Here is a 17,968-nt window from a genome sequence, read left to right on the forward strand (position 1 = left end):
CCGCCCCCGCCTCCACCTGGAGATGAACATGTCGCTCGCCACTCGCGAGGGCCGCCGCCAGAAGCTGCCGCCCGAACAGCCGTCCATCCCGCAGCGCAGCGGCGGGACCGGCGCCTACTGGATGTACCTGCTTCCCGGATTCGCTCTGCTGCTCGTCGTCGTCATCGTCCCGCTCATCTGGAACGTGTACCTCACCTTCACCAAGTGGAAGGGCGTGCGCACGCCGGAGTTCATCGGGCTGGAGAACTGGCAGAAGATCCTCACCGACAGCGACTTCTGGACGTCGTTCACGAACTCCGTGTGGATGATCCTCGCGATGGTCGTGGTCCCCACGATCGTCGGACTCGTGGTCGCCGCACTGCTGTTCGACGTCGTCGGCCGCAAGTTCGGCGGCAAGGTCGGCAGCTTCCTGCGGGCCACCTACTACCTCCCGCAGATCCTCCCGATCGCCGTCGCGGGCATCGTGATCGGCTGGATCGTGCGCCCGGGCGGAGACGGTGCGCTCAACCAGATCCTCGGCGCCTTCGGGCTGCCCTCCTACGACTGGCTGGGCCAGATGCCCTCGGCGCTCATCGTGCTCATGCTCGTCATGGTGTGGGTGCAGCTCGGCTACCCGGTCGTCGTGTTCATGGCAGCGCTGCAGCGAGTGGATCCGGAGCTCTACGAGGCCGCGGAGCTCGACGGAGCGAACTGGCTGCAGCGGTTCACCGCCATCACGATGAGCATCATCCGCCCGGAGATCTTCGTCGTGACCCTGACCTGCACGATCGCCGCCCTCAAAGTGTTCGGCCCCGTCTACATCATCACGCGCGGCGGACCCGCGGGCGCGACGCTCGTGCCCGCCTACTACGCGTACCAGGAGTTCTTCACGAAGCGGAACGTCGGCTACGGCGCGACGATCGCCACCGTGCTCACCATCGTCGTGGTCATCGTGTCGATCGTGTTCATCCGCGTGCAGAACTCGCTCGAGCGCAAGGAAAGGGCGGGACTGTGATGCACGCCACCACTGCCATCGTCACCGGCAAGGCCCCGAAGAGCCGTCCGCGCGGCGGCATGACCAAGAAGCGGCCCGTCGACTGGCTGCTGCTCGCCCTGGTCGTCGTCGGCGCGCTGCTCGTCATCGCCCCCTTCTACCTCGTCCTGGTGAACTCCTTCAAGTCGCCTGTCGACTACGCGACATCCGGCCCGCTCGCCTTCCCCGAGACGCTCGACTTCGGCGGCATCGTCAAGTTCTGGGAGCGGGTGAACTTCCCCGAGAAGGTGTGGAACTCCATCTTCATCTCCGGCATCGTCGCGGTCCTGGCGGTCGTGATCTCGATGCTCAACGCCTTCGCGATCGGCATCGGCCGCATCCGCGGACGCAGCTGGATCGTGCTGCTGTTCCTGATGGCCAACCTGCTGCCGCAGGAGGCTCTCCTCTACCCGCTCTACTACATGTTCAAGTCGGTCGGCCTGTACGACAACGTGTGGGCGGTGATCATCGTGTTCACGGTGATCCAGGCAGCCTTCGGCACGTACCTGCTGTCGTCGGTCTACGGCACGTTCCCCAAGGAGATCCTCGAGGCCGCCTCGCTCGACGGCGCGACCCGCTGGCAGATCCTGTGGCGGGTCATCTTCCCGATCAGCCGTCCGACCCTGTCGGTGCTGCTCATCTTCTTCTTCATCTGGACGTGGAACGAGTTCCTCATCCCGCTGACGTTCCTCGCCTCGAACGCGAACCAGACGGTCCCGGTCGCGATCAGCGTGCTGCAGGGCGACCGACTCATGGACGTCACCACCACGAGCGCGTCGGCCCTTCTCGGCATCATCCCCACGCTCATCTTCTTCCTCATCTTCCAGCGCACGCTGACACGCGGCATCACGGCAGGAGCAGTCAAGTAATGAAGTTCACCGACGGGTTCTGGCAGCTTCGTCCCGGCGTCACTGCGCTGCACGCGCAGGAGGCGTACGACATCGTGGAGACGGACGACACCCCCGATGGCCCCGGCATCGTCATCACCGCTCCGACGATGGTGATCGCCAAGCGCGGCGATGTGCTCAACCGCGCCGTGCTGACCACGACGCTCTCCTCCCCTGCCGAGGGGGTGATCCGCGTGCGGATCGCGCATCACTCCGGCGGCCGATGGCACGGCGGGTTCACGCTCCCCGGAGCGGCGGCCAGCACGGCATCCGTCGCTGTCTCGGATGCCGGCGGCGTCGTGGACGCCGGCGCGCTCGTGGCCCGCATCGCACCCGGCGCTCCGTGGAACCTGTCGTTCGAGGTCGACGGCCGTCGGGTCACCGGCAGCGGACACAAGGCGCAGGGGTACATCCAGCTCGCCCCAGCAGCCCAGGTCGATCAGGGCATCGTGTCCAACGCACGCCAGGGCGGGACCGCACCGGCCGCGACCGCCTTCGTCCACGAGCAGCTCGACCTCGGCGTCGGCGAGCACATCTACGGACTCGGCGAGCGCTTCGGCCCTCTGGTCAAGAACGGCCAGACCGTCGACATCTGGAACGCCGACGGCGGGACCTCGAGCGAACAGGCCTACAAGAACGTGCCGTTCCACCTCTCCGATCGCGGATACGGCGTCCTGGTGAACGACCCGGGCCACGTCTCCTACGAGATCGGCTCCGAGGCCGTCGAACGCGTGCAGTTCTCGGTGTCGGGCGAGGTGCTGGAGTACTTCGTGATCGCCGGACCGACCCCCAAGGACGTGATCGGACGCTACACGGCGCTCACCGGTCGGCCGCCGATCGTGCCGGCCTGGTCGTACGGACTCTGGCTCTCGACGAGCTTCACGACCGACTACGACGAGCAGACCGTGAACTCGTTCATCGATGAGATGGCCGCCCGTGAGCTGCCGGTGTCGGTCTTCCACTTCGACTGCTTCTGGATGCGCGAGTTCAACTGGTGCGACTTCGAGTGGGACCCGCGGGTCTTCCCCGACCCGGAGGGCATGCTCGGGCGCCTGCACGACAAGGACCTCCGCGTCTGCGTGTGGATCAACCCGTACATCGCGCAGCGCTCGGCACTCTTCCGTGAAGCGGCGGATCAGGGTTTCCTCGTGAAGCGGGCAGACGGATCCGTCTGGCAGTGGGACCTCTGGCAGGCGGGCATGGGGCTCGTCGACTTCACGAATCCCGACGCCACGGCCTGGTACCAGTCGAAGCTCCGCGCGCTGATCGACCAGGGGGTCGACTGCTTCAAGACGGACTTCGGCGAGCGCATCCCCACCGACGTCGTCTGGGCGGACGGCTCCGACCCCGAGCGCATGCACAACCTCTACACGGAGCTCTATAACCGCGCCGTGTTCGAGGTGCTCACCGACGCCCGCGGCGAGGGCGAAGCGGTGCTGTTCGCGCGGTCGGCGACCGCGGGAGGGCAGAGCATGCCCGTGCACTGGGGCGGCGACTCGACCTCGACGTTCACGTCGATGGCCGAGACCCTGCGTGGCGGCCTGTCGCTCGCGCTGAGCGGCTTCGCGTTCTGGAGCCATGACATCGGCGGGTTCGAGGGCACGCCGGATGCCGCCGTGTTCAAGCGCTGGACCGCGTTCGGGCTGCTCGGCTCGCATTCGCGCTTCCACGGGTCAAGTTCGTACCGCGTGCCGTGGGCGTTCGACGACGAGGCCGTCGAGGTGACGCGTCGGTTCACGCATCTGAAGATGCGACTCATGCCGTACCTCTACCAGCAGGGTCTGGATGCCGCGGCGTCGGGTACTCCGTTGATGCGGCCGATGATGATGGAGTTCCCGGACGACCCGGCCACCGCCTACCTCGACCGGCAGTACATGCTGGGGTCAAGCCTGCTGGTGGCCCCGGTGTTCTCGACGGACGGGTCCGTCGACTTCTACCTGCCGTCGGGCGAGTGGACGTCGCTGCTCACCGGCGAGACCGTCACCGGCGGCTCGTGGCGGCGGGAGACCCACGGCTTCGATTCCCTGCCGCTGTACGTGCGCCCGGGGACGGCACTCCCCTGGGGCGCCCGCATCGACAGCCCTGAGTACGATTACCACGACGGACTGCAGCTGCGGGTCTTCGCCGGCGGCGCGGGAGCCGCCTCGGTGACCGTGACCAGCCCCGACGGACGCGCCATCACCTACGACGTCGACCTCGAGGAGATCACCGGATGACCACCCCGCTCACCCCGCGCGACGACTACCGGGGCTCCGGTCTCGTCTTCCCCGAGGGATTCACGTTCGGCTCCGCCACGGCCTCGTACCAGATCGAAGGCGCGGCGGCCGAGGACGGGCGCACCCCGTCGATCTGGGACACCTTCAGCAAGACGCCGGGGCGGGTCTGGAACGGCGACACGGGCGACGTCGCGTGCGATCACTACCATCGTGTCGACGAGGACCTCGATCTGATGAAGGATCTGGGCTTGCACGCCTACCGCTTCTCGATCGCGTGGCCGCGCATCGTGCCGACGGCTTCCGGCGAAGTCAACCAGGCGGGGGTCGACTTCTACTCGCGCCTCGTCGACGGTCTGCTCGAGCGCGAGATCCGCCCGGTGGCGACCCTGTACCACTGGGATCTGCCCCAGTACCTGGAGGACGCCGGCGGCTGGACCTCCCGCGCGACCACCGACGCGTTCGAGCGCTACGCCGAGATCATGGGTGCCGCGCTGGGCGACCGCGTGCACACCTGGACCACGCTCAACGAGCCGTGGTGCTCGGCCTACCTCGGCTACGGGCAGGGCGGGCACGCGCCTGGTCGGCATGAGCCGGCGTCGGCGCTGGCGGCGGTGCATCACCTGAACCTCGCCCACGGGCGTGCGATCCAGGCGCTGCGGGCGACGTCGAGCGGCGATCCCGATTACTCCGTGACCCTCAACTTCCACGTCCTGCGCGGGCAGGGCGACGGCGCCACTGAGGCCGTGCGGCGCATCGACGCTCTGGCGAACCGCGCCTTCACCGGGCCGATGCTGCGCGGCGAGTACCCGGCCGATCTGCTGGCCGACACGGCATCCGTCACCGACTGGGACTTCGTGCAGCAGGACGACCTCGCCACGATCGAGCAGCCGATCGACGTGCTCGGCGTGAACTACTACTCGACCGCGACCGTGCGGCTCTGGGACGGCATCTCGGAGAAGCAGCAGAACGACGGCCACAAGGGCGCCGAGGGCGGCACGGCCTGGCCGGGAAGCGACGGCGTCGTGGAGTTCGTGGAGCAGCCGGGACCGTACACGGCGATGGGCTGGAACATCGCGCCCGAGGGACTCGAGGAGCTGCTCGTGTCGCTGTCGGAGCAGTTCCCGGAGCAGGCACTCATGGTGACGGAGAACGGCGCCGCCTTCGACGACGAGGTCGCGGAGGACGGCTCCATCCCCGACCCGGAGCGCACCGACTACCTTCGTCGGCACTTCACCGCCGCGCATCGCGCGCTCGAACGCGGAGTCGACCTGCGCGGCTATTTCGTGTGGTCGCTGCTCGACAACTTCGAGTGGGGGTACGGCTACGCCAAGCGTTTCGGGATCGTGCGGGTCGACTTCGACACGCTCGAGCGCACCGTGAAGGATTCCGGGCACTGGTATCGCGAGCTCGTGCGCACACGGACGGTGGACGCCTAGGACAGGCGTCGGCACTCCCGGCGCGCGGTCAGCTCGGCGGAGCCGTCGACGACCTGACCACGAGTGCTGTGGGGAGCGGCGGCGGGGATTCCGCGTCCTCTTCCCGCAGCAGGGCGAGCAGGGCCTTCACCGCCGCCTCCCCCTTGGCATCGATGTCCTGGCGCACGGTCGTCAGCGGCGGAGATACGCGCGCCGCGAGCGGATTGTCGTCGAAACCGACCACGGACAGCTGCTCGGGCACGCGGATTCCCCGGTCCCGAGCCCGCTCCATCACCTCGAGCGCCGCGAGATCGGAGAAGGCCAGGACGGCGGTCGGCGGATGATCGAGCATCCGATCGATTCGCTCTCGCAGGACGGCGTCGATATCGAGGGCAGGCGTGCCGACCAGCGTGGGGACGATTCCGGCCTCGTCGAGTGCCCGCATCCATCCGTCCATCCGTGCCGCGATGGTGGTCGAAGCGGTCTCGAGGGAGATCTCGGATGACGGTCGGTTGTCGGTATCGAGAGCATCGACGACCACCGCGATGCGGGAATGCCCCAGCTCGACGAGGTGCCGGGCGGCCTGGTACGCGCCGGCGGCGTTGTCGATGCTGATGTCGGGAACTCCGGGGAGGGGCGAACCCTCGACGTTCACGATCGGCAGCCGACGCTCCCGCAGCGCCGTGTACGCCGACATCGCCGGCGCGCAGGAGTACACGATGGCGCCGTCCATCGCGATGTCTCGTGCCGGAACGACGCCGGATTCTCCGGAGGAGTGCAGCAGGACGAGCGAGTACCCCGCGTCGGCGAGCGATCCCGCGACCGCCCGGACGAATCCGACCGCCACGTCATCGGTGAAGGCGTCTCGCGGCGAGTTCGTCAGGACCATTCCGATGACCCCTGTGCGTCCGCGTGCGAGAGCGCGCGCCGCCGGATCCGGACCCGCGTATCCGAGCTCGTCCGCGGCGCTCAGGATCCTGGCGCGAAGATCTTCGGAGAGCTGGTCGGGTCGGGAGAAGGCGTTCGAGACGGTCATGCGGCTGACCCCCACGTGCTCCGCGATCGTCTTCAGCGTCACCCGTCCCACCTCGACCACCTCCGCCCCCATTCTGCCCGACGGCAGAACGGAGTCGGGGATCAGCACGGATCGGGGACGCTCGACGCGGTGACCGGGCGCGGCGGAGGCTCGACGGCCTCGGCGAGGCGTCGGATGCCGCGTGCCACTTTCGCGCGCACGCGTGCGCGCCATTCCTCCCTCGCGCGTGCGGCGAAGACCCGGTCCCGCGCACGCATCGCATCGAGGCGTCGCTGGGTATGCGGGTCGCGTGATGTGGTCCGGCGTTCGGCCTGGACGAGCGCCGCGATCATCTGGTGTTCCATGATCCTGCCTTTCTGTATCGGTACAGAAGAGGCTACTATACCGGTACAGAGATCGCCAGTGCTTTCTCGAGATCGATGGTCGCCGGCGAGCCGCCAGTCAGCTGCGGTCGTCCGGCTTCCCAGGGCGGCGGCGCGACGTCCATGCTGAGAGAGCGGATGCCGCCACTCCCGCCGCCCGATCGATCGCCTCGGCCGAGCGGCTCAACACGTCCTGCGCCGCGTCCTGCCACGCGGGGATCGTGGTCGCCTCCCCCGCCTGCACCTTCGCCGCGTGCTCTGCCGCCTCGAAGGCGCGCTCGAGCTCTGCCACGGCGTCCCGGTACGCGCCGAATGCGGCCGGCGTGACCCTGCCGGTCGCGGCCCGTCGCATCTCCTTCGCATGGTCCGCCGCACGCAGATACGCGGCCGTCTCCGGTCGTTTGACGTCGGTCATCGCCGGATACCCGATCTGCAGAGCCGGGTCGGTCTCGTAGCGCATCCATCGTGCGATCACCGAGTCGTGCTCGGCCTGCAGACGTTCGAGCGGACGAGGAGCGGATGCCGCAGGGATCGCCGCCCGCGCCGCATTCAGCCGCACCTGACGGGCGCGCACGTCGGCCGCGGCGGCCTTCGCGTCGCGCTCTCTCTCACGCAGCATCCGTCGTGCCGCGGCGACCTGCTCCGCCGATGCGCGCTGAGCGGCGCGCTCGGCCGAGATCCGCGTCAGGTCGGCCCGTGCGATCTTCCATGCCGTCCGTCGCTCCGCCGCGACCTGCTGCGCTGACCGGAGGTCATGACGCGCCGCATCGACGGCGAGGCGCCTGCCACTGACTGTGCTGTTGCGTCGGTTCACACCGATCACCCCCACTGTCCCCACGGCGACCGCGGAAGGCGCGATCCACCACCACTCGGCGACGAGCAGCAAGGGGTCCATCCTTCGATGCTACCCAGGGGCAGGTTGCGGCACGCGGGCCCGGGCGCCTTCTGCGGCCGATTCCCACCTCGGGGCGGCGGCGGCGGCCTGCGGGCTGGGGCAGCAGGTTCTGCGGCAGATCCCCCTTTTGCGGCCAGGTGCGCGCGATGTGGCCGCAGAAGTTGGAGATGGCCGCAAGAGTTAAGACCGATTCCGTCCTGCACAATCAGAGATTCGGACGGGTTCTCCCCCACCACCGATCGTCACCGATCGCAGTGCCATGTGGACGTCACCGCGCAGGAGCATTCTGGGGCGATGGAACTGACGGAATGGGTCGCCTCGCGGGGCGGTATCGCACATCGGGCGGATGCTGCAGCTCGGGGCTTCTCACCCGATCGGGTCCGCGCGGCGATTCGGGCGGGCGCCGTGCGCCGCATCCGAGCGCGATGGATTGCACTCCCCGATGCACCCGCCGATCTGACCGCGGCGGCAACGGCATCCGCTCGTCTGACCTGCATCTCGCTCGCGCGACATCGCAGCTGGTGGGTTCCCGATGGGGCCGCATCACGGCTCCACCTGCAGGTCGGCCCCAACGCGCACAAGCATCCCGACGATGCCGTCCTGCATTGGGCTACGCCGCTCGTGGATCGCGGACCTCGAGCGCTCACGGCATCCGTCGAGGATGCGCTCGCGCATATCGCGCGGTGCTTCGATCATGAGGATGCGCTCTCGATCTGGGACTCCGCGATCAGGGTGGAGTCACTCGACCTCGAATCCCTGCGCGCGGTGCGATGGCCGAGCAGTGCCTCGCGCGAACTCGCGGGGACCGTGCGCGGACTGTCGGATTCGGGGATCGAGACTCTGTTCGTCGTGCGGCTGAGTTCATGGGGCATACCGCTGCGCCAGCAGATCGTCCTCGCCCGACATCCGGTCGATGTCGTGCTCGGCACCCACCTCGTCGTGCAGATCGACGGCTTCGCACACCACTCCTCCGCCGCCGAGCGCGGGCGGGATGTGGCCCACGATGCAGAACTCCGCCTGCGGGGCTACACGGTGTTGAGGTTCACGTACGCTCAGATCGTTCACGGATGGGACCGCGTCGAGGCGACGATCTCCGCTGCGATCGCGCGCGGACTGCACCTGGCTCCGGCATCACGAGCGCGGCGAGCATGACCGCGCCCTCCATGTTCCGCGGCAGATCCGAACTTCTGCGGCCACATCGCTCGGATGTGGCCGCAGAAGTGGGAGATGGCCGCAGGAATTGCCGCGGCCCGGAGCCGGACCGGCTAGACCGGCTAGACCGGCTAGACCAGGGTCCCTTGCCACGCCGCGTGCAGCTGCGCGAACTTGCCCGTGCCGCCGATGAGCGCCGCCGGGGCGTCGTCCTCGATGATCCGCCCGTGCTCCATCACCAGCACCCGGTCGGCGATCGCGACCGTCGAGAGCCGGTGCGCGATGATGATCGCGGTGCGGTCCTTGAGCAGGGTCTGCAGCGCGTCCTGGATCAAGCGCTCCGACGGGATGTCCAGCGAGGCCGTGGCCTCGTCGAGGATCAGCACCGCCGGATCGGCGAGGAACGCCCGAGCGAAGGAGATCAGCTGGCGCTGACCCGCCGAGACGCGGCCGCCGCGCTTGTTGACGTCGGAGCCGTAGCCGTCGGGCAGCGACGAGATGAACTCGTCCGCACCGACAGCGCGTGCCGCCGCTCGGATCTCGTCGAGCGTCGCGTCGGGCTTGCCCAGAGCGATGTTGTCGGCGACCGTCCCGCTGAACAGGTAGGCCTCCTGCGTGACCATGACGATCGCGCGGCGCAGGTCCTTCGGGTGCAGCGAGCGCAGGTCGACGCCGTCGAGCGTCACATGCCCCTCCGACGGGTCGTAGAAACGCGAGATGAGCTTGGCGAGGGTGGACTTTCCCGCACCCGTCGTGCCGACGAGCGCGATCGTCTGACCCGCGGGGATGTCGAGCGAGAAGTTCGGGAGAATGGTCTTCTCGCCGTTGTAGCCGAAGGTCACCTCGTCGAACGTCACATGCCCGCGGGACTCCCACAGGTCGACGGGCTTCTCGGGGTCCGGAACCGTCGGCACCTCCTCGAGCACGCCCGACACCTTCTCCAACGCGGCCGTGGCCGACTGGTAGGAGTTCAGGAACATCGCGATCTCCTGCATGGGCGCGAAGAAGTTGCGCACGTACAGCACGGCCGACAGCAGCACGCCCACGGTGAGTGCTCCGTCGGAGACGCGGATGCCGCCCCAGAGCACCACGATGCCCAGGACCAGAGCTGCGACGCCCATGAGTCCGGGCTCGAACGTGCCGAACAGCAGCATCGACCGGCGGTTGACGTCGCGGTAGTCGCCGGCGACGTCCTGGAACGCCTTGTCGTTGCGCGGCTCCTTGCGGAACGCCTTCACGGCGCGGATGCCGGTCATCGTCTCGACGAACTGCACGATCACCTTCGCGCTGATGACGCGCGATTCGCGGTAGACCAGCTGCGAGCGCGAGTAGAACCAGCGCATCAGGAAGAACAGCGGGATGCCGCCGATCGCGAGGATCAGGCCCGACTGCCAGTCCCAGAAGCACAGGGCGATGAACGTGAAGAGGCCGAAGAGCACGCCGGAGACGAGCTCGTTCAGCCCGCCGTCGAGCAGCTCCTTGATCGAGTCGAGGTCACTGGTCTGGCGCGAGATGATGCGACCGGACGTGTACGACTCGTGGAACTCCAGGCTCAGGCGCTGAGTGTGCAGGAAGATGCGCTTGCGCAGATCGAGCAGCACGGCCTGCGTGAGCTTGGCGGCGATGATCACGTACCACGCGATCAGGATCGACGCGAACAGGCCCGCGAGCAGGTAGATGCCGCCGACCATGAAGGTCGGCATCCAATCGGCGTCGTTCAGCACCGCAGGGAGGGCACGGTCGAGTCCGATGCTGATCAGGATCGGACCGGCGACCTGCAGAGCGGTCGAGACCACCAGCACCGCGGCGGCCAGCACGATCTGCGGCTTCAGCGGGCGCACCAGCGATCCGAGCAGACGCAGGGACCGACGACGGATCTCCTTGCTCTCCTCGCGGGTGTACTGAGAACGATCCTCGTTCTGCGTTCCGGTGACGGCGGAGCTCATCGCTGCACCTCCTTGTCCATTTCGGTTGCTGAGCCCGACGAAGCATCATCGGAAGCCGACATCCTGAGGCCTTCGCGGACCTCTTCGTCGACCTCGCGCTCTTCGTCGCGGATGATCGGGATCGATCCTGTGCGCGCTGCTTCCTCCGCCTCCAAGCTGGAGATGACGTGACGGTAGTGGCGGCTCGTCTTCAGCAGTTCCGAGTGGGTGCCCACGGCCGTCACCCGCCCGGCTTCGAGCAGAGCGACGCGATCGGCGAGCGCGACCGTCGAGGGACGATGCGCCACGATCATCGCCGTGGTGTCGGCGAGGACATGCCGGAGCGCCTCTTCCACGAGCGCCTCGGTGTCCACGTCGAGTGCGGACAGCGGATCGTCGAGCACGAGCACCTTCGGCTTCGCCGCCACTGCACGGGCGAGGGCGAGCCGCTGACGCTGGCCACCGGAGAGGCTGAGCCCCTCCTCGCCGATCACGGTGTCGACGCCGTCGGGCAAGGAGTCCACGAATGCCGCCTGGGCGACATCCAGCGCTTCGCGCAGCGCGCGTTCGCCCTCTTCGCTGTGCACGTCGAGGTCGGCGCGGCCGAGGAGCACGTTCTCGCGAACGGTCGCCGAGAAGAGCGTCGCGTCCTCGAAAGCCATGGCGATGTGCTGCCGCAGCTCGGCGAGCGGAAGATCGCGCACGTCGACGCCGTCGAGCGTGACTCTGCCGCCGGTCACGTCGTACAGACGCGTGGGCAGGGTCGTCAGCGTCGTCTTGCCGCTGCCGGTGAGACCGACCAGCGCCATCGTCTCGCCCGGGCGCAGCACCAGGTCGATGCCGTCGAGCAGGTCGCGTTCGTGCGCACCCGCGTCCTGGTAGCGGAAGTGCGCCGCCTCGAAGGCGAGCTCACCGCGCGGGTTCTCGATGTGCACCGGGTTCTCCGGGTCGGTGATCGTATTGATCTCGGAGAAGATGTCGAACACGCGGTCGGTCGCCGTGCGGGCGTCGAGCATGAACGAGAACAGGAACCCGATGGACTCGATCGGCCAGCGCAGCACCACGGCCATGGCGAAGAACGCGAACAGCTGAGCCTCATCGATGGCGCCCTGCGAGATCAGCCAGATTCCGGACATCAGGCTGACACCGAAGGCGATCTGGGGCATCAGGTCGAGCCAGAACCAGATCGACGAGATCGCACGGGCCTTGCTCATCTCGGTCTCGCGCAGCGTCTCAGCCTGGCGGCTGAAGCGGCTCAGGGCGTGCTTGCCGCGCCCGAAGGCCTTCAGCACACGGATGCCGTGGACACTCTCCTCGACGCTGGTCGCCAGGTCGCCTGCCTGATCCTGGCTGCGACGGGTGAGCGCGCCGTAGCGCTTCTCGAACAGGTATCCGCGCACCCACAGCGGGATGGCGGTGACGAGGAAGATGGTGCCGAGCAGCCAGTGCCAGCGGAAGAGCAGCACCGATCCGATGGCGATCGTGAGGATGTTCACGACGAGCAGCACGAGGCCGAACGCGAGCCAGCGGCGGATGAGTCCGATGTCCTGCATCATGCGGCTGAGCAGCTGACCCGACTGCCAGCGGTCGTGGAACGAGACCGGCAGAGTCTGCAGGCGCGAGTAGAGCGTCGTGCGCATCTGGTACTCGACCTCGGTGGCCGGGTTCAGCACGAACTGCCGGCGCAGCCACACCATCACGGCCTCGCCAAGGGCGAGGGCGAAGACGATGAGCGCACCGAAGACGATGACGCTGATCTCGCCGGACCGCACGGGTCCGCCGATGATCTGCTCGAGGACGATCGGGATCATGAGAGCGATGATCGCGGCGATGAGCGCGCTGGCGGCACCGCCGGCGAGTCGCCAGATGACCGGCTTCACGAAGGGCTTCAGGCGCCACAGTGCGGCCGGAGTGGAGAGGGTGGAAGAGGGCGAGGTGTTCTGCGAGGAAGGCGAGGAAGACATGTCTCTCAGATGAGTTTCGTATGGAAAAAACAGTTGCGGAGGGGACGGATGGCAGCGCGGACTCTCCGAGTCCGGCATCCGTTGCGAGAGAGGCGGCTCTAGATGAGCGGACGCACCGGGGTCGAGCCGAGAGCGTCGATCCGCACAGCGGCGATCGTGGTCATGATGTCCTCCTCAGGGGCTCGGCGGCGTCGCCCGGTCGGCGCGACAGCCCACCAGCCTATTGCTGTGAACCAGCTGGACGCAAGAGTCATTCCCGATTCGCGGTTCGACTCTCGGCAGACACCGTCAGTGGCGCCCGGTGCGCCCCAGCTCTGCCAGCAGAAGGCGCTTCAGGTTGAGGCCGAGCACGGCGAGGATGTCGTCCTCGCCCCATCCGCGCCGCAGCAGCGCCTCGGTGACGAGCGGCAGCCCGGTCGGACCTTCGAGTCCCGGGATGTAGCAGTCGACCGGCACGCCTTCGACCAGCTCCTCCACACAGCACGGCGCCGTCGTGTCTTCGAGTACCTCGCGGACGAAGTCGGGGCCCATGCCGACATGCTCGATGCCGGCGACCGAGACGACGTGCTCGAGGTGGTCGACGACCGTGTCGAGCGTGTGGGTGTCGGCGTGCAGGTAGGAGGCGAAGAAGTTGACGCAGACCACACCGCCGCCGGCCGCGATCCCGGCGATCTGCTCGTCGGTGAGGTTGCGATGGTGGTCGAACAGCGCTCGCGCCGAGGAATGGGACGCGATGACGGGGCGGGTGGCGAGCTCCAGCACATGATCGACGCCGGCGGCGCCGAGGTGGCTCACGTCGAAGATCATCCCCATCCGCTCCATCTCGGCGAAGGCGCGGATCCCGGGACGCGTGAGCCTGCTCCCCGCGGCATCCTCTCCGCTGCCGTCGGCGAATGCGCTGCGCCCGAAGTGGGCGACCGAGCCCACGCGCACGCCGAGGCGGTGCACGGTCTCGAGCAGTTCGACGTCTTCGGCGATACCCGGCATGCCCTCGAGTGCGAGCACGAGCGCGATGCGCCCTTCGGCGATCACACGTTCGATGTCGTCGCCTGTGACGCAGAGCGTCACGGCATCCGCGTTCCCCTCGGCGAGGCGGTGTGCGGCCTCGATCATCCGCAGCGTGCGTCGCAGGGCGCCTTCGGGGCGATAGAACTCGTCGATGAAGACGGGGAGGATCTGGAGATCGACACCGCCGGCCTGCAGCTGCGGAAGCCACTGCCTGCGGAAGAACGACGCCCACTCGTCCGACGGCCGAGTCGCGACCGCGCAGAGCAGGTCATTGTGCGCGTCGGCGACGAGGGCGCTGCGGTGCAGCGCGGCTGCTCGGTTATCGGTCATGCGCCCATCCTGCCGCCCCGGGCCGCCCGATCCGGGCATATCGCCCGAACGGCGCGAGAAGTAACGTGATCGTCACGCAGATCTCAGCGTGCGGAGGACTCTCGGGCCAGCAGGCTCTCCTTCACCGGGAGCCCCCATGCGAAGCCGCCGAGGGTGCCGTCGGTGCGCAGCACCCGGTGGCACGGCACGAACAGCGCCGGTGCGTTGCGCGCGCAGATGGATGCCGCGGCCCGCACGGCACGCGGGTTGCCCAATCGTGCCGCGAACGAGGTGTAGGTCAGGGGCTCCCCCGCGTCGATCGCCCGCAGCTCGGCCCAGCCGGCGAGCTGCAGCGCCGTTCCGGTCTGCTTCACGGCGACCGCGTCGATCGCGGAGAGGTCCCCCGCATAGTAGGCGAGGGCCGCAGCGGCGGCATCCGTCTCTCCCTCGCGGATCGCTTCCGGGCGGGCGGAGGCTGCCAGCCGGCCGACGATCGCGTCGGCGTCGGTCGTCCAGCCGGACGAGAGCACGCGCTGCCGGTCATCGACGAGGATCGTGAAGGCGCCGTCGGCGGTGTCGATTGTCTGGATGATGGCGGTCATGATGTCTCCTTCGAAGTGACGGTTCGGGTGATGCGCGCGGGGCGGAGCGGTGCGGCTCGCCAGAGATGCGCGCTCAGGTAGCTGCGCCAGGGGGCGGTGCGCTCCGCCCAGGCGATGAGGGGCTTGGGGTCGCCCGGAAGCCCGGATGCCGCCGCGCCGGCGCGCAGAGCGACGTCTCCCGGCAGCAGGATGTCGGGGTCGCCGAGCACGCGCATGCGCACGTAGTCGGCGGTCCACGGACCGATTCCCGGCATCGCGAGCAGGGCGGCGCGCTGTTCGGCGCCGTCGTCACCGACCGTGAGGCGCAGGGATCCGTCGGCGAGGGCCGCCGCGGCACCGGTGATGGCGCGGATCCGGGCTGCGGGGCCACGGAGCACCTCGGCGCCGCGCTCGGCGATCGCCGCCATCGTCGGGAAGAGCAGGCCGTTCTCCGTGCGCTCCCCCAGCGCCTCGGCGAGTCCGCTGAGCGCGGTGCGTGCGGCCACGACGGTGATCTGCTGGCCGATCATCGCGCGGATCAGCATCTCGTGCGGATCGGCGGATCCCGGCACCCGGATGCCGGGCGTGCGAGCGACCAGCGGCGCGAGCTCGGGATGCGCGGCGAGGGCTTCGTCGATGGCGATCGGATCGGCATCGAGATCGAAGATGCGGCGGACGGTCGCGACGAGCGGTGCGAGGTCGCCGAGCTGGGCGACGCGGGCCCGCAGATGCAGGCGCTCAGCGGCATCCTGACGCACCTCGAACCAGGCCGGCCCTCCGGCCATGCGCAGGTGTCGGGAGAAGGAGGTGGGTGTCGCCTCCTCGACCCCCGGCAGCGCGCGCGCCGTCATCCAGGCGAAGATGCCGCCGGCGTCGAGCGGGCCGCGGTACGGCAGCACGAGGTCGATCACGCCCGGCGCGACCTCGATGCCGGACGACCGGCGGCGCGCCCGCACTTCGCCCGGCGTGAGTCCGAACACCTCGCGGATCGTGTCGTTGCCCTGCCGGATGCTCGCGAAGCCCGCCGAGAACGCGACGTCGGAGATCGGCATGTCGGTTCCGACGAGCAGCATGCGGGCGGTGTGGGCCCGGTGCGCCCTGGCGAGCGCGAGGGGGCCAGCGCCCAGCTCGGCGCTGAGAAGGCGCGTGAGATGGCGCGAGGAGTATCCGAGCCGTGCGGCGAGCCCCGGCACTCCCTCGCGCTCGATCACGCCGACGGCGATCAGACGCATCGCCCTGGCCGCCGTGTCGCCGCGCACATTCCAGGCGGGCGAACCGGGAGCCGCCTCCGGCAGACATCTCTTGCAGGCGCGGTACCCGGCTTCGTGGGCGGCCGCACTCGTCGGATAGAACGTGACGTTCTGCGGTTTCGGCGTGCGTGCGGGGCAGCTCGGCCGGCAGTAGATGCCGGTCGAGCGCACCGCCGTCACGAACTGCCCGTCGAAGCGCGTGTCACGGGCGTTGATCGCCCGATAGCGTTCGTCGAAGTCGGCCAGGGGGAGGCTCATGCCCCCACTCTGTCACGACCCGCCGACATCGACTGGCGGGAATCGGACATCGCTGTGGATGTCCGGGGTCAGTGGAAGAAGTGACGCTCCCCGGTGAAGAACATAGTCACGCCGGCCTTGCGCGCGGCGTCGACGACCTCCTCGTCGCGCACCGAGCCACCCGGCTGCACGATGGCCGTGACACCGGCGTCGATGAGCACCTGAGCGCCGTCCGCGAACGGGAAGAACGCGTCGGATGCCGCGACCGATCCGGCTGCGCGATCTCCCGCACGCTCGACCGCCAGGCGGCACGAGTCGACCCGGTTGACCTGGCCCATGCCGACGCCGACCGTGGCGTTGTCCTTCGCGAGCACGATCGCGTTCGACTTCACGGCGCGGCAGGCCTTCCACGCGAAGATGAAGTTCACCATCTCCTCGTCGGTCGGACGCTCGCCCGAGACGAGCTCCCAGTTCTTCGCGACCGACACGATGTCGTCGGGGAAGCGGTCCGCGTCCTGCAGCAGCAGGCCGCCGGAGACCAGGCGCACGTCCATCCGCTCCTGCTGCCAGTCCTCCGGCAGCTGCAGCAGACGGAGGTTCTTCTTCGCCTTGAACACCTCGAGCGCGGCCGGCTCGAACGACGGCGCGACGATCACCTCGGTGAAGATGTCCTTCAGGTTCTCGGCCATCTTGAGGGTCACGGTGCCGTTGGCGGCGATCACGCCGCCGTACGCCGACACCGGGTCGCACTCGTGCGCGCGCAGGTGGGCGCTCGCGATCGGGTCGAGGGCGTTCGGCGCCGTCGTGGCGATGCCGCAGGGGTTCGCGTGCTTGATGATCGCGACGGCCGGCTTCACCATGTCGTAGGCGGCGCGCAGCGCGGCATCCGCGTCGACGTAGTTGTTGTAGGACATCTCCTTGCCCTGCAGCTGCGTGGCCTGCGCGATGCCGTGGCCGCCGGCGCGCGTGTAGATCGCGGCGCGCTGGTGCGAGTTCTCGCCGTAGCGCAGGGTCGCGAGGCGCTCGGCCTGGATCGTCAGGTGCACCGGCAGATCGCCCGCCTCGGCGAGGGTGCCCTCGGCGAACCACTGCGCGACGGCCGTGTCGTAGGAGGCGGTGTGCGCGAAGGCCCGGGCGGCGAGTTCGCGGCGCTGGGACAGGGATGTCCCTCCTTCGCCGATCGCCGCGACGACCGCGGGGTACGACTGCGGCGAGACCACGATCGCGACGTTGGCGTGGTTCTTCGCCGCGGCGCGCACCATCGCGGGTCCGCCGATGTCGATCTGCTCGACGACGTCGTCGCCGACCGCGCCGGAGGCGACGGTCTCGACGAACGGGTAGAGGTTCACCACGACCAGCTCGAACGGGGCGATGTCGAGCTCGGACAGCTGGCGCTCGTGATCCTCGAGGCGGAGGTCGGCGAGCAGTCCGCCGTGGACCTTCGGGTGCAGCGTCTTCACGCGTCCGTCCAGCATCTCCGCGACGCCGGTGACGGCGGCGACGTCGGTGACCTCGAAGCCCGCATCGCGGATCGCCGCTGCCGTCGATCCGGTCGAGACGATCTCCACCCCGGCCGCGGCCAGCGCTTCGGCGAGCACGAGCAGATCGGTCTTGTCGCTCACCGAGACGAGCGCGCGCCGGATCGGCACGGTGTCGCGGTCGCGGTAGAGCGAGGGGTCGTGGCGGGGGCCGGCCATGGTGGGCTCCTTCGTGCGTGAG

The 17,968-nt window shown here is 68.8% G+C and carries 15 protein-coding genes; 5 read left to right on the top strand and 10 right to left on the bottom strand.

The genetic code is table 11. From position 1 onward, the window contains the following. The first annotated feature begins 28 nt into the window (after positions 1-28). The 4 genes from ABS642_RS08200 to ABS642_RS08215 are packed head-to-tail and all read left to right on the top strand — an operon-like array spanning position 29 to position 5,551. Complete coding sequence (locus tag ABS642_RS08200) at positions 29-994, top strand: sugar ABC transporter permease (RefSeq protein WP_350352938.1); 966 nt, start codon at positions 29-31, stop codon at positions 992-994. After that, positions 994-1,881 carry a carbohydrate ABC transporter permease gene (locus ABS642_RS08205; protein WP_282214171.1) on the top strand — a complete coding sequence of 296 codons (888 nt, stop codon included), beginning with the start codon at positions 994-996 and terminating at the stop codon, positions 1,879-1,881. The genes ABS642_RS08200 and ABS642_RS08205 overlap by 1 nt, the downstream gene beginning before the upstream one ends. Then, entirely contained in the window at positions 1,881-4,115 is a 2,235-nt protein-coding gene (gene yicI, locus ABS642_RS08210) for an alpha-xylosidase (RefSeq protein ID WP_350352939.1), read from the top strand. The genes ABS642_RS08205 and yicI overlap by 1 nt, the downstream gene beginning before the upstream one ends. Next, the gene (locus ABS642_RS08215; RefSeq protein ID WP_350352940.1) at positions 4,112-5,551 is read left to right on the top strand and encodes a GH1 family beta-glucosidase; all 1,440 of its coding nucleotides are present in this window, start codon (positions 4,112-4,114) and stop codon (positions 5,549-5,551) included. Before yicI ends, ABS642_RS08215 begins: the two co-directional genes overlap by 4 nt. A 28-nt stretch (positions 5,552-5,579) precedes the next feature. On the opposite strand, the gene ABS642_RS08220 is transcribed toward ABS642_RS08215, so the two are convergent. The 3 genes from ABS642_RS08220 to ABS642_RS08230 form a co-directional block, all read right to left on the bottom strand. Continuing rightward, complete coding sequence (locus ABS642_RS08220) at positions 5,580-6,608, bottom strand: LacI family DNA-binding transcriptional regulator (RefSeq protein ID WP_350352941.1); 1,029 nt, start codon at positions 6,606-6,608, stop codon at positions 5,580-5,582. Positions 6,609-6,667: 59 nt separating this feature from the next. Further along, positions 6,668-6,910, bottom strand: a complete 243-nt coding sequence (locus ABS642_RS08225) for a hypothetical protein (RefSeq protein ID WP_282214175.1) — start codon at positions 6,908-6,910, stop codon at positions 6,668-6,670. A gap of 97 nt (positions 6,911-7,007) precedes the next feature. Continuing rightward, entirely contained in the window at positions 7,008-7,823 is an 816-nt protein-coding gene (locus tag ABS642_RS08230) for a hypothetical protein (protein WP_350352942.1), read from the bottom strand. Between the two features lie 294 nt (positions 7,824-8,117). Between ABS642_RS08230 and ABS642_RS08235 the strand changes: the two genes are divergently transcribed. Beyond that, positions 8,118-8,975, top strand: coding sequence for a DUF559 domain-containing protein (locus ABS642_RS08235; protein ID WP_350352943.1), 858 nt, complete (start codon positions 8,118-8,120; stop codon positions 8,973-8,975). Positions 8,976-9,106: 131 nt separating this feature from the next. Here ABS642_RS08235 and ABS642_RS08240 read toward each other — a convergent pair whose 3' ends face one another. From ABS642_RS08240 to purH, 7 genes are all read right to left on the bottom strand, one after another. Next, the gene (locus ABS642_RS08240; protein ID WP_350352944.1) at positions 9,107-10,921 is read right to left on the bottom strand and encodes an ABC transporter ATP-binding protein; all 1,815 of its coding nucleotides are present in this window, start codon (positions 10,919-10,921) and stop codon (positions 9,107-9,109) included. Beyond that, positions 10,918-12,864, bottom strand: coding sequence for an ABC transporter ATP-binding protein (locus tag ABS642_RS08245; RefSeq protein ID WP_282214179.1), 1,947 nt, complete (start codon positions 12,862-12,864; stop codon positions 10,918-10,920). The genes ABS642_RS08240 and ABS642_RS08245 overlap by 4 nt, the downstream gene beginning before the upstream one ends. A 98-nt stretch (positions 12,865-12,962) precedes the next feature. Then, complete coding sequence (locus ABS642_RS08250) at positions 12,963-13,118, bottom strand: hypothetical protein (RefSeq protein ID WP_282214180.1); 156 nt, start codon at positions 13,116-13,118, stop codon at positions 12,963-12,965. A 34-nt stretch (positions 13,119-13,152) separates the two neighbouring features. After that, complete coding sequence (locus tag ABS642_RS08255; RefSeq protein ID WP_350352945.1) at positions 13,153-14,202, bottom strand: membrane dipeptidase; 1,050 nt, start codon at positions 14,200-14,202, stop codon at positions 13,153-13,155. Between the two features lie 83 nt (positions 14,203-14,285). Beyond that, the gene (locus ABS642_RS08260) at positions 14,286-14,783 is read right to left on the bottom strand and encodes a methylated-DNA--[protein]-cysteine S-methyltransferase (protein ID WP_350352946.1); all 498 of its coding nucleotides are present in this window, start codon (positions 14,781-14,783) and stop codon (positions 14,286-14,288) included. Beyond that, positions 14,780-16,270, bottom strand: coding sequence for an AlkA N-terminal domain-containing protein (locus tag ABS642_RS08265; RefSeq protein WP_350352947.1), 1,491 nt, complete (start codon positions 16,268-16,270; stop codon positions 14,780-14,782). Before ABS642_RS08265 ends, ABS642_RS08260 begins: the two co-directional genes overlap by 4 nt. A 68-nt stretch (positions 16,271-16,338) precedes the next feature. Further along, on the bottom strand, positions 16,339-17,946 hold the full coding sequence (gene purH / locus ABS642_RS08270; RefSeq protein ID WP_350352948.1) for a bifunctional phosphoribosylaminoimidazolecarboxamide formyltransferase/IMP cyclohydrolase: 1,608 nt from the start codon (positions 17,944-17,946) through the stop codon (positions 16,339-16,341). Between the last annotated feature and the right edge of the window lie 22 nt (positions 17,947-17,968).

Source organism: Microbacterium sp. A8/3-1 (assembly GCF_040267695.1).
In the GTDB taxonomy this organism is placed as follows: Bacteria; Actinomycetota; Actinomycetes; order Actinomycetales; family Microbacteriaceae; genus Microbacterium; species Microbacterium luteolum.